The organism is Pyrobaculum organotrophum, from assembly GCF_055384425.1.
In genome coordinates, this window is sequence record NZ_AP042430.1 from 344470 (window position 1) to 356669 (window position 12200).

Sequence of the window (12200 nt, forward strand, 5' to 3'; positions counted from 1 at the left end):
AACGCGATTAGCTCGTCGTAGGTCACCAAGCGCGCCTAACAGCAAATTCCCCAGAGCGGCGAGATACGAGAAAATGGGAGCCGCAAGGCCTTGCACCGCTTCAGCCCACCAGATAGCCAGGTAAGCCGTGGGAGGGGTTAGACGCCTACCTCGATCCATCTCTCGTTTTCTCCAATTGGGTATGTCTCGACGCCTAGCTTCTCCTTGGGCGCATTAGGCGCGACGTAAAGCGGCTCTGTCTTTAAGTCGAAGACTGCGTGGCGGCAGGGGCAGGCGTTGCTCTTGCCGGCGTGAGGGCGGCCACTGCCACAAGCGGTCCCGGCTCTGGAGGGCCTCGGGAGGCGTCTCCGGCAGAGCTTTTTCCGTAATCTCTCGCGCTCCGCCGCGCAGTCCACGTCATCAGACCACTTCACCTCTGCGTAGATGCCATGTCCCTCCCTACTGCGAGGATACCTATCTCATATGTCCCCTACCCCGTCTCCTCCACCGCCTTGTGCTCTTGGTATATTGCCTGTATTTAGATGAGGCTGAAAGAGGCAGCCCAAAGAGCCGCTGCCGGCCATGAGATGTGGCTGTCGCCAGACGCCCTCTCAGCAACCCGGTGGCGGCCGGTCACCTCGAAAAGTTTATATATTACGTATATACGTGTGTACGTGAAGAAGTTGACTTTGTCTATACGGGAGGATTTGGCCGAGAGAGCTAAAGCCAGGTCGCGGAGGCTGGGATCTTTGAGCAGAGTCGTCGAGGATTTCCTGGAGTCTATAGACGGCGAGGGGCTGGCGGATGCTCTGTGCAGAGAGCTGGAGCTAGACTGCGCTGAGCCCCTAACCACCCCGGGGGAGATCGTAGCGCAGAGGCCCAGAGCCCTCGGGCCTCCGGCGGCTACCCTCGTGGCTGAGATGCGGAGAGGGCGGGCCGGGCGCCTGTGATATATCTAGACACAAGCGCGTTGGTGAAGCGCTACGTCGAGGAGCCGGGAAGCGCCGAGGTGGATAAGCTCTTCGAATCGGCATATAGAGGCTCAGCCGTGTTGTCTACATCCATCTACAACGTAGGCGAGGCGGCGTCGGCGCTAGATAAAAAAGCCAGACGCGGCGAGTTGACACGCGGCGCAGAGATCGCCGTGTCATTAATGCTTAGAGAACTCAAGACCCTCACACGGCTGGGAAACTTCGCCATTGTCCCCCTCGGCGGCGCGGTGCTCCGCAGATCGATAACGCTGACGCTGAGACACCACCTCTACTTCGCCGACGCCCTCCAGATAGCCAGCTGCCTACACATCAAATGCGGCGCCTTCTACACAGCCGACGCAGAGCTCGCCAAAGCCGCCGAAAGAGAAGGACTAAAAACGGTGGAAATATAACAGACAACGCTGCAGGATGCGCCTCACACGTCCACACAGAAGATTTTAAACCAGCCATACGTACATGGATGTGGAAATATTAGAGAGGCCCTTACCCAAACCCTCCGCCGAGGACTATGTGAATGTCCGGCTCCTTGAGGCGCTTGTGGAGGCGGGCCTTGCCCTTGAGTACCTAAGACGAGGCCTCGTCAGAAACGCCGCGGGGAAGGCTTTTCAAGCTTGGAAAGCGCTGATGGCGGCTCTGCTAAGGCTTGAGTTGGATAAGCTTAAGAACATCGCCAAGACTGGCGAGGAAAGGAGGTGGCTTGAGTCCACCGCGGTGCCTAGGGTGCCCACCAACAGAATGACTTCACTGTCGCAGACGTTGGAGGACGTGGGCCATGTAGGCGTATCTGCGTGGACAGCGATGGTGCTTAAGCTACACGACTACCAGTACCACGGCCCAGATCCCGACATGGCTCTATCAAAATACCGCACAAGAGAAGAAGCCGCAAAAGACGTGATCTTACTATTGAGAGAGCTTGTGGAGAGGGTCGAGGCGATAAGAAACAGAGTGAGGTGGAGCCCAGAGCTTGAAAAAACGCTCCAGACGTTGAAGAAGGAGGTAGCCTAAAGTCATACAAGGCGTTAACCAACAGACCACGCTCCGGGCTGAGGCACGGCGGAGATAAATACGCGGCGCCTGCTACCGTGCAGAGGCGCCTCGTATCTCATCTATCTCCGGTGTGCGGCTGTAGGCATAGGCGCCTTAAGCGTGGTCTTTCAACTATCCATTACTCTAGCTATCCCAGTGGCAACTCCACAGGAGACAATGGGGGTTAGCCACATGCTTGCGGCCTTTGGTACAGCCTGTCAATTCTCCAGGCAACAACGTCGCACCTGACTATGCTGGACTCGATTCCGGCGAGGGTGCTGACGCAGTCTTTACGACCTACGTCGGCCTATAGCACAGCGGGGTGCCCGTTGAAGTAGCCCTCTGCATCGAAAAGTTCCACCTATCTACCACAGACGTCCTCAGTAGCTCCCCCACCGACCTACTCATACCCCCTCTAATTACCCCCGGGACTGTGTGGGACGTTGAGCTTTTGTTTAAAAACAGCACATAATGACATAAAAGTTTCCCGACAAGTTCCAGGGGGATACGCCATGTATATAACCATAGCCGGATCTCAGCCAAATCCTCCTAATAGAGACAAACGCCAGAGGCACCCTACGCCTTTACGACCGAGAAACTGTATACAGAGCCCTTACAAAACTAGACGAAGACCTAAGAGGCAACTGCCTATAGATCTTAATCTTCGTTGAGGGGGAAAACGGCTTGATACCCCTCCTCTAGCTCCTTTTGAAGGGACTTGTCCAGCACTATCTTGAATCTGTCAATACGCCTATGAACACATCCCCGCTAGTTAAAAAAAGGCGGCGCGCCCCAGCAACCATTCACACGGAGCCGGCGAAACACGCCGACAAAACCCGCCTACAGAGACGGCGCTAGCCGCCCCCGCCCCGCCCACCAAGGCGTCCGGCGGGGGCGAGCCCCGAGCCCCCCGGGAAAGGCCGGTTGTACAAAGGGGGCTGCGAGAGAAACCCCAGCGCTGCCAATATCCTAGCTACCCTAGTCCCTATTTCGCCGAGACCGAGAACGGCGACTTTCTTCCCGGAGAGGACGGGCACGGAAACGTCCTTTTTATAGTCTCCTCTTCTCATCTTTTCATTGTAGTAAAAGACCTTTTTAAACGCGGCTAGCAACATGGCTAGTGCAAATTCGGCGACTGCATCTGCGTTAGAACCAGAGTTTCCAGCCACAACTACATGCGGAGGAATATGCTCCCACGGCAGATGATCTAAACCAGCCGTCACCACTTGTATAAATCTTAACCTAGGCATCTTCGCCAATTCCTCTGGTGTGAGCCTAGAGACAAGAGCAGCCTCTACGTTGTTTAAATCGCCGCCTTTTACAACCTTAAACCTCCTACTGAGCTCCTTCTCGAGTTCATACGGAATTTCGAAATTTATATAGAGTTCCATATGTTGAAGAAAGCCTTAGTATATAACGGTTGAGATAGAGAGGAGCTTTAAGACGTCTGCAGCCTCGGCGGCCACGTCGCCAGGCGCAAAGACGTGGTGGTTTGCTGGCGCCTCCGCCTCCAGGCGGACGGGCCTCTCAAACCTAACCGTGGCCTGAGTGCGGCATGCGCTCTGTAGGTAGTTGCCGCTTCGCTCGACGTATACCCGGCCCACAACCGCTTTCTCAAACCCCGGCGAGATAGACACGGTCGTGTAGACGCCTCTCCTCAGCTCCCCGGCGATTCCATAGGGCAGGCCCGACTCGAAGTGTGGCATAGTCCACCACCGCTCCACTAGGTCTAGCGACACCGTGCAGTGGGCGAAGGTGGCTCTCTCGCCACGGCTCTCCACAACGTTGGCTATCCAGCTGCTTCCCCCGGCGAGTCTCCTCAGCAACAACATGGCGAAGCCAGCCGAGAGGTCTCCCTCACACGCCACTGTGGAGCCCTTGGCGTTCAACAATGCGAGAGCTGGACACGGGGTGTATCTGGCCTTTATCAAGAAGGGGAAGCACTGTATAGCGACGAGGTCAGCCCCAGATGCCAGCTTGCGGAGGGCAGCCGTCACCTTTGCCATCCTCTCGTCTTTAAATAACAAAAGAGCCTCGCCGTCGGGCTCCGAGTTTGCCGCCGCTGATTCGAAGTCGGCCAGAGACACAACTTCCACGTGCCATCCGAACCTCTCTCTCACTATGTCGGCTTGGCGGGTCTTCGACCCAATCAACACGGCCTTTACGCCAATGAGAGAGGAGGCGGCGGCAGAGACCCTAACCGCCTTAGCCAAAACTGGGCCGCACTCAGCGTAGGAGGGGCAGTGGTAGACGACGGCCGTGCGGCCCGAGGCCTCCAGCTCGGCCTTGGTGTGTAGTGCACTTGCGAAGCTGTTGTACTCGCCGAAGCCCACGAGAACTGCGCCACGTGCACCAGCCTTCTCCACGAGTTCTAGCGCTTGAGCTGTTGTCCCGCCGGTGCCGTGGATTATAACGGGGAACCTCTCCCCCTCAGGTCTCTCCGGATTTTTGAGAGAGACATATCTAGCGACATATCTTTCCACCTCGGCGACGTAGTCGACCCCGTGTACAGCCGAGGCCAAGAAGTAGGCCATACATTTTTAAATTCACCTCTATAAAAACGTGGGCGTCTTCATCGCTCTCGTGGTGAAGGATATGAGGGAGATCTTGACTTCGCGATACTTCCTCCTCTCCCTCCTAGGCGGCTTCGTTGCCTTGGTTTTCATGGGCGTCCTAATGGGGGTCTCTATCCGCGGAGCCGCGGCGGCACAGAAATTCGCCGTAGTGGTAAACGAGACAAACGACCTGGGGCATCGGTATGTGGAAAAGCTGAAGGCTCTTGGCGGCGTGGTGTACAGCGAATTTACGCCTGCGTTGCTTGAGAAGTACAGCTACGTCGTGATAGTGCCGAGGAACTTCACCTTCCCGGCGAGGTTGGAGGTGTACAGGAGATATGGCGGCTTCCCCTCGCTGGTCGCCCCAGCAGTTTTGAGAACTGCGGCGGAGGAGCTGGCAAGAGAGGCGGGCGTGCCTCCCACGCTCGTCAACGTCACCCTCCGCCTGTACTTCGACGGGGCGTGGCTGGGGGAGGCCGAAGCCGGCGCCTTGCTGAGCCTCTACATAGCCTCCTTCGTGATCACCTTAATGGTGCCTCTACTTGTGGCGGCGACTGCTGCCATTGCGGTGGGGGTAGAGAAGGAGAAGAGGACGTTAGAGCTCATACTCGCCACGCCGGCTACGCCAAGCGCGTTAGTTCTGTCCAAACTGGTCAGTTCTATCCTCCTCATGTTGATACAGTTCGCCGTTTTCATGGTCGGCTACGGGGTGTACTTCGCAAACTTAGCCTATCTGCCCGAAGTCCCCCAGCCTAGAGAGATCCCACATCTGTCTCTGCCCACGGGAACCCTGGCACTCTCGGCGTTGTCTATCCTAGCGATATCTGTCCTTGTGGTAGCTGTGTCTTTTGCCTTGGCCAGCCGCGCCGAGGATATCAAAACTGCGCAGAGCGTCGCAACTATGGTGGTGTTTTTCTTCGCCGCACCTGCGGTAGTTGTGTTTTTCGCCCCGACAGACTGGCTTAAGCTAGACCCTCTTCTACACCCACTCTATATTGCCGTGGCCTCTCTCTTCGGCAAATGGAGCGAGATGTATCTATTACTTGCGATAGACTGGGCGCTGGCGGCCGTAGCTCTCTATGTCGTGTCTAAGGTCGTCACTGCGGAGTACCTAGTGACCAGCCGGTGGAGGAGATGATTCGAGCGGTGGGGGTTAGGAAGAGGTTCGGCCGCCTGGAGGCCCTCAGGGGAGTGGACCTAGAGGCGCGGGCGGGGGAGGTCGTGGGGCTTGTGGGACCAAACGGCGCTGGGAAAACCACCACGTTGCGAGTTCTCGCGGGCCTTCTCAAGCCCGACGGAGGCTACGCCGAGGTTCTAGGCGTTAGGACAGACTCGCCGGAGTTTCAGAAGAGACGGAGGTATCTCGCGTATCTGCCAGAGGAGGTTCTGCCCTACGACAACCTCACAGGGAGGCAGTTTATAGAGTTTATACACGGCCTATACGGCGTCGACAACGTACGAGAGGCCGTGGAGATCTCGGGCCTTGGCCCACGCGTAGACGACAAGGTCAAGACCTACTCCAAGGGCATGAGGCGTAGGCTCGTCGTAGCTGCCTTGCTAACAGTGGGCGCGTTGGCGCTACTCCTGGACGAACCCACGACAGGAGTCGACGTGATACACGCCGTCGAGATGAGGAGACTGGTGAAGAACTACGCAAAGTCGAGGGGGGCCGCCGTGGTTTACTCAAGCCACAACATGCTTGAGGTTGAGTCCGTCTGCGACCGGGTGTACTTCATAGACAAGGGGGTCGTGATAGTGCACGGCACGCCCAAGCAACTCATGGAGCTGTACGGAGCGTCCGACCTGGAGGAGGCCTTCGTCAGAGCTCTAGGAAGCGCGGGCGGGGGAGACCTAGCACCTCTGTCTCCTTGACTATGTATTGTATATAGTCGCTGTTCAACAGATAGCGGGATCTCTGGAAGTACTCCTCAACGAGCCTCCGGCTTACGCCGAGGCGTCTTGCCGTGGATTCAACAAGAGGGGTGGGGTTCTCGTAGAAGTGGGCGAGGGAGTTCTCCATCTCGGCTACCGCCTCCTCAAGCCCCTCGGCCCCCGGCTTCGCGACCAAGACAGCGAAAAATAGCGGTGTTCCAACGCGCTCTTGCCAGAGCTCGCCGATGTCTAGAAGGGTGGGGACCCCTTTGTCGATCATCCGCAGAGCCTCGTCGCCGATTACCAAAACTTCGGAACATGCGTCAAGAGCGGCCCAGGGGTCCTCCACAGTCTCTAGCGAAACGCCGAGCAACTTGTTCACTACCCTTGCGCTTACAGTGGTTTCACTCACCGCGCAGAGCCCCCTCGCCCCGCGCCCCTTGAAGACTCTTGCCGACAATATAGGCCCTGTGCTGTATATAGCTAGTCTCGGCACTATGGGAAGGCCTAGCTCGGCGGCCATGGTTATTGGGACAAAGCCTATGTCGGCGGCGCCTTCCCTCAAGAGGCGGGCCGCCTCTAGGTTGCCGGCCTCTACCACGTCGAGTTTTGCCCGCCAGAAGAGGGGGTCGCTGTGGGCGTATCGAATTCTTACAACTCTAACCATATACCTTGACGACGTTGTACACGTTGTCCCGCTCCGCTGGGGTAAAGCCCGCCGACCTTATGATTTGTATTACATCTTCTCTTTTATCTATCGGCGTTTCAATGCGTTTCCACTCGAGGACTTTCTCCTCGTACAATGTGCCTCCGAAGTCGTCTGCGCCAAAGTACATAGCCAATTGCGCAGTCTCCGGCCCCGTGGTGAGCCAACCGCTTTGTATGTGGGGGATAATGCCGTCAAAAACTATCCTCGCCACAGCTATAATTCTCAACAACGTAGCCGATGTCTTTGGGTATTTTATACGTTTGCCAAGTTCGCTTGTTCCAGGTTCAAAATTCCAAGCGATAAAAGCCAGGAAGCCTTTTGTTTTTTCCTGGAGTTCTGCAATTTTGTACATGTGCTCTGCGATGTCGCTTATAGTTTCAACATGGCCGTACATCATCGTAGCTGAGGTTGGGATGCCGATTTTATGTGCCTCCTCCATAATTCTAAGCCAAGTCGAGCTATCTATCTTCCTGGGCGCGACCTCCTTCCTCACTCTGTCGACAAGTATTTCACCGCCGCCACCTGGCATAGAGTCCATGCCAGCCTCCCTCAGCCTCTCTAACACCTCTCGATATGTGGCGCGTTCTCTCCGCGATAGATAGTCTATCTCTAGTGGCGAAAGTGCATGTATAGCTATGTGCGGAGCTTTTGTCTTTATGGCGCGGAAAAGCGCCTCAAAGTATTCAATGCCTACGTCGGGGTTAACCCCGCCTTGTATCAAGACTTGTCTAATGCCGTATTTAGCGTCTATAGCCAACACTCTCTTGACCGCCTCCTCCACCATATATACATAACTCTCGGGGTGGCCCGGCGGCCGGTAGAAAGCGCAGAAAGAGCATCCAACTACACATACGTTTGTATAGTTCAAAACCATATTTGAAATAAAGGTAGTGGTTTTGCCATACGTCCTCAGCCTTATTTCATAGGCCCTACGGCCGAGCTCCCAGAGATCTGCCTTTAGGAGCTCTTCTATGTCGTCTCTTTTAAACAAAGGCACGATCAGTGAGGATGACATTTTTTAATATTTTAGCAGAAGTCGTTGTGCTAGATACTTCCTACATTATCGAAAGTGCTCTCAGAGGCCTTGACAGATCAGAGGCGGCGCGTATATTTAATGAGGCGGACGTCTTCGTTCTAGCAAAAGCCGCCGACTACTTGACAAAGAGGTTTTTTGGAGATGTCGTTACTTTTGTTAACAACGTCGTAGTAAACTATAGTAATATCTGCGTGGCGAGATGTCCTATATGTGCTTTCTACAGACCTCCGGGCCATCCAGAGGGCTACGTGAAAAAGCCGGAGGAAGCCGCCGCCCTTGTCGAGATGTTTGTTAGGGAATACGGCGTGACAGAGCTCCATATAAACGGGGGTTTCAACCCCCTCTTAACGCCTGAATATTTTGACGAATTGTTTAGGGCTGTTAAAAGGCGGGTGCCCCACGTGGTGATAAAAGGCCCGACGATGGCCGAAGCTGCCTACTACGCAAAGCTTTGGAAGACAAGCGTCCGCGAGGTACTCTCCCGTTGGAAAGAGGCTGGGCTTGACGCTATTTCTGGCGGCGGCGCCGAGATATTTGCAGAAGATGTAAGAAAGGTAATTACGCCGTATAAAATATCTGGCGAAGAGTGGGTTAGAATCGCCGAGATAGCCCACGAGTTGGGAATTCCAAGTAATGTCACAATGCTCTACGGCCACGTAGAGAGGGTAGAACATGTAGTTGACCACATATTTAGAGTTAGAGAACTACAGGAAAAGACAGGCGGCCTCTTGCTCTTCATACCTGTCAAATTCAACCCGTACAACACAGAGCTGTACAAGAGGGGTCTTGTCAAAACTGTCGCCCCCTCTATATACGACGTAAAAATCACCGCAATAGCTAGGCTGATCTTGTTAGACAGACTCAAAGTGGCGGCGTATTGGCTTTCAGTTGGGAAAAGACTTGTTTCTACGCTGCTTTTAGCTGGCGCAAACGACCTCGTAGGCACGATGTATAACGAGACTGTGTTAAGATCTGCAGGCGCTACACATAGCGCAACAATAGAGGAGCTTGCCGCGATAGTTAGAGAAGTTGGAAAAATACCTGCCCTCCGCGATACCTTCCACAGAAAGACGATATTTCTCAATGCGTCTTGATAAAGAAGACGCTGTCTTAGTTCTCCTTCTGACAGTCGCCAAGTTCTGTGTTATTTGGGCCCCCGGATGGACCAGCGCCTGGGACGCCCAACACTTCCAGCGAATTGCTATGTTTGGCTATAGAGAAGAGATAGACTACGCCTTCCCTCCACTATTCCCCTTAGCAGTAAAAAACATTTGCCGTAGCCACAAGCATAGACGTCATTAAGACGTCGGCTATCATGGCAAATATATTTAGCTATCTAATGCCTCTCGTGGTTAAAAGATTATTTGATTTCAAAACAGCGCTTTTCCTAGCTCTCTTCCCCACCTACGTGCTCTATACCACTATGCCATATGCAGAGAGCATAGCTCTTTTCTTTGCGGCAGCCGCCCTACTCTACGCCACGAAAAGGCCTCTTCTATCCTCGGTCTTTTTCTCCCCGGCAGTATTGATAAAATACAACTTGGCGCTGGGGCTACCGGCTTTTTTAAAGACATGGCGACTTAGACATATCTCTCTTCCATTAGCTACAGTAGTTGCAGTAGCCCTCTGGCACACGGTCGCGCTGGGCTCGCCACTTGCCTATTTTGAAATGCAACGGAAGTACTGGGGCGCGGAGCCCGCCGCCCCCATTCAGCAGATCCAGTGGCTATTAGATGGCTGGTTTATCTCATACGACTGGAGGATCTCCAGCTTGAGAATTACGCCTGAGATTTGGCTTGTTAGAAACCTTGCGTTTGAAATACTCTTCTTCATTGGCGCAACCGCCCTAAAAGGCCTTTACCTCCGTTATACTCTTCTTGAATCTATCTCCCTCCTCTTTACAATAGGCACGCCGGCTATCTCTATCCCCAGGCTGCTTCTCTCTGCCTTCCCTGCCCTCACTTACTACAGCAGGAGAATAAACACGGCAACCTACATAACGGCAACTCTCCTTCTAATGCCGATTGTTACAATTTGGCATATACAAGTTTTTTGCGTAGTTGTCCGGAGCCCCTTTCATAGGCGGCCTACGGCCGTCTCGGGGACTGATCCTGCCGTTTTTAAAAAACTTTGAGTTTTAAATCCCTTCTGCTCGCGCTATCTTCTCTTCTATAAAAAGCTCTTTATCTATCCTCCTATCTATTTTAACAACGTAGGAGATACGCTGAACGCCCATGTCTACCAACGTCTTTTCGATTTTGTCTAGCAAGTCGGCGAGTTGGCGATATGAGTCTATTTCTATATCTGTAAAGCCGGCGCCTGTCCGATACCTAAGGCCTGACTCTCTGATAATATCGGTGACCTTTTTTACATACTTAGAGAGACTGGTGGAACCTGTGCCAAGTGGCGTTACTGAGAGACTTACTACCATTTTTGCCATGTTATAGAAAGAGAGGGTTTTTAAAATAGTACATGTACAGCCACGTGAAAAGAATTTCAACCGGCGTAGAGACGCTAGACCGCGCACTTGAGGGAGGGATCCCCCAGGGGTCTTGGGTTGTAGTTACTGGAGAACCCGGCGTGGGAAAGTCGATCCTCTGTATACACTTTGCCTACGCGGGGCTAAAGTCAGGAGACCCCGTGGTATATGTCACCACTGAGCAAGAGTTTAGAGACGTGATAGAACAAGCTAAACAGCTTGGGATGGACTTCTCCCAGTTTTCTGTTTACAACATCGCCTGGAAAAAAGAGCCGGAGGAGCTCCCAGAGATTGTCGTCGTCGATATATTCGGGCTTCTAAAGGTAGCGCGCCAACTGACAGAGAAGTCTAAGGAGGAGAGCCCAGACAAAGTGAGACGCTACGCCGCATTATCTATAGACACCCTAATCGAGGCTATAAACGAGGCCTACGAGATCCTGGCCGTGGCTAAGGAGCGGGGGACCCCGGAGCGTCACGTCCGCCTAGTCATAGACTCTATGTCCGCCTTCTGGGTAGACAAGCCGGTCATGGCACGTAAGTACTCGTACCAACTCAAAATTGCTACACATAGAGAAAACGTAACAGCCATGCTTACAAGCCAATACGCGCCTACGACAAGACAAGCCTACGGCTTTGGGCTTGAGCATATTGCAGACGGCGTGATTCATATGTGGATGGATGACGTAGAGAGCGCCAAGGAGATAAGGCGCTGGCTAATAATAAAAAAGATGAGAATGACGGCACACGCCACAAAGGCGTTTAGAGTTAGAATAGAGTCTGGCAGAGGGATAGTGCTAGAGGAGGCCTAGTAAAGGCGCTTGGCGGCTCTTCTCCACTTATCTAGTATGGCTCTTATGTCGACGCCTGGGTCGCCAGTGTTAATATAGCGCCAAAAACGCGGGAGGTCGGGCCGGCCAGATGTAACGTCTTCAAACGCTAGAGCTACAGCCGTTGGGACATCTCTGCCTCTCTCAGCAATTGCCGCAAGACTTATATTCAGCTCTTTAACAGCCATATAACAGAGCATCCTATACGGCCTTGGACACAGTCTCAATACCTCTTCTACGACCTCTCCTTCTTCAGCTCTAACTCTCTTCACAACAGGTCTATCCCTAAATGTGAGGTAGGCCCATAAGTAACGAAGTTGTGCAAACCGCTTCACGCTCTATAAAAGTTACAAACTTAAAAAGGTTCAAAAGAGTATATTGGTTACACCCGGTGAGATGAGGTATACCTGAGTCTCCGACGTGTGAAGAGACGGCGGATTGCCGATCGTTAGATAGAGGACGTTAAGCGAAAGTAGCGAAACTAGACGTCTAAGATCAATCAACTAATGCTGTAGTCCGTCTCATAGAAAAGGGACTTTCATCGCGTATATAACTCCCTCCCCGCCCTAAGGGGCGAGGCCTTCTGTTTGTAGTAACAATCGTCTTCTTTCCGTAGTGTGGGAGGCCGGTTAACGAGAGACATCGTCTCAAGGTTTCCCTACTGCTTCGCCAGGGATGGAAGGGGCTGTGACGTTGTCGCCATCGCAAACACGAGAGGATGGCGC

At 53.6% G+C, this 12200-nt stretch carries 15 protein-coding genes and 1 pseudogene; 9 read left to right on the top strand and 7 right to left on the bottom strand.

Annotated elements, in window-relative coordinates; all coding sequences use genetic code 11:
- Positions 1 to 137 precede the first annotated feature (137 nt).
- Complete coding sequence (locus ACZ49R_RS02145; RefSeq protein WP_464733540.1) at positions 138 to 413, bottom strand: hypothetical protein; 276 nt, start codon at positions 411 to 413, stop codon at positions 138 to 140.
- 240 nt (positions 414 to 653) lie between these two features.
- On the opposite strand from ACZ49R_RS02145, the gene ACZ49R_RS02150 reads away from it, so the two are divergent.
- The 3 genes from ACZ49R_RS02150 (at position 654) to ACZ49R_RS02160 (ending at position 1976) form a co-directional block, all read left to right on the top strand.
- Positions 654 to 929 (top strand): DUF6364 family protein, encoded by a 276-nt coding sequence (locus ACZ49R_RS02150; protein ID WP_464733541.1) that lies wholly within the window; start codon positions 654 to 656, stop codon positions 927 to 929.
- The gene (locus ACZ49R_RS02155) at positions 926 to 1363 is read left to right on the top strand and encodes a type II toxin-antitoxin system VapC family toxin (protein WP_464733542.1); all 438 of its coding nucleotides are present in this window, start codon (positions 926 to 928) and stop codon (positions 1361 to 1363) included. The genes ACZ49R_RS02150 and ACZ49R_RS02155 overlap by 4 nt, the downstream gene beginning before the upstream one ends.
- 64 nt (positions 1364 to 1427) lie before the next feature.
- Complete coding sequence (locus ACZ49R_RS02160; RefSeq protein ID WP_464733543.1) at positions 1428 to 1976, top strand: PaREP1 family protein; 549 nt, start codon at positions 1428 to 1430, stop codon at positions 1974 to 1976.
- Positions 1977 to 2947: 971 nt separating this feature from the next.
- Here ACZ49R_RS02160 and ACZ49R_RS02165 read toward each other — a convergent pair.
- A pseudogene (locus ACZ49R_RS02165) lies at positions 2948 to 3388 on the bottom strand (NAD(P)-dependent oxidoreductase); the annotation flags it as partial.
- 15 nt (positions 3389 to 3403) lie between these two features.
- Positions 3404 to 4531 (bottom strand): fucose isomerase, encoded by a 1128-nt coding sequence (locus tag ACZ49R_RS02170; RefSeq protein WP_464733544.1) that lies wholly within the window; start codon positions 4529 to 4531, stop codon positions 3404 to 3406.
- Positions 4532 to 4559: 28 nt separating this feature from the next.
- Between ACZ49R_RS02170 and ACZ49R_RS02175 the strand changes: the two genes are divergently transcribed.
- Positions 4560 to 5690, top strand: a complete 1131-nt coding sequence (locus tag ACZ49R_RS02175) for an ABC transporter permease (protein WP_464733545.1) — start codon at positions 4560 to 4562, stop codon at positions 5688 to 5690.
- A complete protein-coding gene (locus tag ACZ49R_RS02180) occupies positions 5687 to 6424 on the top strand; it encodes an ABC transporter ATP-binding protein (protein ID WP_464733546.1) in 738 nt (245 codons plus the stop codon). Before ACZ49R_RS02175 ends, ACZ49R_RS02180 begins: the two co-directional genes overlap by 4 nt.
- Here ACZ49R_RS02180 and ACZ49R_RS02185 read toward each other — a convergent pair.
- Positions 6372 to 7091 (bottom strand): MqnA/MqnD/SBP family protein, encoded by a 720-nt coding sequence (locus ACZ49R_RS02185; protein ID WP_464733547.1) that lies wholly within the window; start codon positions 7089 to 7091, stop codon positions 6372 to 6374. The two genes, ACZ49R_RS02180 and ACZ49R_RS02185, sit on opposite strands and share 53 nt — an antisense overlap.
- Positions 7084 to 8130, bottom strand: coding sequence for a cyclic dehypoxanthinyl futalosine synthase (gene mqnC / locus ACZ49R_RS02190; RefSeq protein WP_464733548.1), 1047 nt, complete (start codon positions 8128 to 8130; stop codon positions 7084 to 7086). Before mqnC ends, ACZ49R_RS02185 begins: the two co-directional genes overlap by 8 nt.
- An 11-nt stretch (positions 8131 to 8141) precedes the next feature.
- Between mqnC and ACZ49R_RS02195 the strand changes: the two genes are divergently transcribed.
- The 3 genes from ACZ49R_RS02195 (at position 8142) to ACZ49R_RS02205 (ending at position 10303) form a co-directional block, all read left to right on the top strand.
- Positions 8142 to 9263, top strand: a complete 1122-nt coding sequence (locus ACZ49R_RS02195) for a CofH family radical SAM protein (protein ID WP_464733549.1) — start codon at positions 8142 to 8144, stop codon at positions 9261 to 9263.
- Positions 9264 to 9372: 109 nt separating this feature from the next.
- Positions 9373 to 9471 (top strand): hypothetical protein, encoded by a 99-nt coding sequence (locus tag ACZ49R_RS02200; protein ID WP_464734081.1) that lies wholly within the window; start codon positions 9373 to 9375, stop codon positions 9469 to 9471.
- A 46-nt stretch (positions 9472 to 9517) separates the two neighbouring features.
- The gene (locus ACZ49R_RS02205) at positions 9518 to 10303 is read left to right on the top strand and encodes a hypothetical protein (protein WP_464733550.1); all 786 of its coding nucleotides are present in this window, start codon (positions 9518 to 9520) and stop codon (positions 10301 to 10303) included.
- A gap of 3 nt (positions 10304 to 10306) precedes the next feature.
- Here the strand turns inward: ACZ49R_RS02205 and ACZ49R_RS02210 are convergent, their stop codons facing one another.
- Positions 10307 to 10609, bottom strand: coding sequence for an MTH1187 family thiamine-binding protein (locus ACZ49R_RS02210; RefSeq protein WP_464733551.1), 303 nt, complete (start codon positions 10607 to 10609; stop codon positions 10307 to 10309).
- Between the two features lie 44 nt (positions 10610 to 10653).
- Between ACZ49R_RS02210 and ACZ49R_RS02215 the strand changes: the two genes are divergently transcribed.
- Positions 10654 to 11457 carry a KaiC domain-containing protein gene (locus ACZ49R_RS02215; protein WP_464733552.1) on the top strand — a complete coding sequence of 268 codons (804 nt, stop codon included), beginning with the start codon at positions 10654 to 10656 and terminating at the stop codon, positions 11455 to 11457.
- On the opposite strand, the gene ACZ49R_RS02220 is transcribed toward ACZ49R_RS02215, so the two are convergent.
- Positions 11454 to 11810 carry a hypothetical protein gene (locus ACZ49R_RS02220; RefSeq protein WP_464733553.1) on the bottom strand — a complete coding sequence of 119 codons (357 nt, stop codon included), beginning with the start codon at positions 11808 to 11810 and terminating at the stop codon, positions 11454 to 11456. The two genes, ACZ49R_RS02215 and ACZ49R_RS02220, sit on opposite strands and share 4 nt — an antisense overlap.
- Positions 11811 to 12200: the final 390 nt, after the last annotated feature.

What these genes read in the sequence shown, in the direction of transcription:
- ACZ49R_RS02160 (WP_464733543.1), top strand. Translation starts at nt 1,428, where the DNA reads ATGGATGTGGAAATATTAGAGAGGCCCTTACCCAAACCCTCCGCCGAG.
- ACZ49R_RS02195 (WP_464733549.1), top strand. Translation starts at nt 8,142, where the DNA reads ATGACATTTTTTAATATTTTAGCAGAAGTCGTTGTGCTAGATACTTCC.
- ACZ49R_RS02170 (WP_464733544.1), bottom strand. Translation starts at nt 4,531, where the DNA reads ATGGCCTACTTCTTGGCCTCGGCTGTACACGGGGTCGACTACGTCGCC.
- ACZ49R_RS02180 (WP_464733546.1), top strand. Translation starts at nt 5,687, where the DNA reads ATGATTCGAGCGGTGGGGGTTAGGAAGAGGTTCGGCCGCCTGGAGGCC.
- ACZ49R_RS02210 (WP_464733551.1), bottom strand. Translation starts at nt 10,609, where the DNA reads ATGGCAAAAATGGTAGTAAGTCTCTCAGTAACGCCACTTGGCACAGGT.
- ACZ49R_RS02200 (WP_464734081.1), top strand. Translation starts at nt 9,373, where the DNA reads ATGTTTGGCTATAGAGAAGAGATAGACTACGCCTTCCCTCCACTATTC.
- ACZ49R_RS02185 (WP_464733547.1), bottom strand. Translation starts at nt 7,091, where the DNA reads ATGGTTAGAGTTGTAAGAATTCGATACGCCCACAGCGACCCCCTCTTC.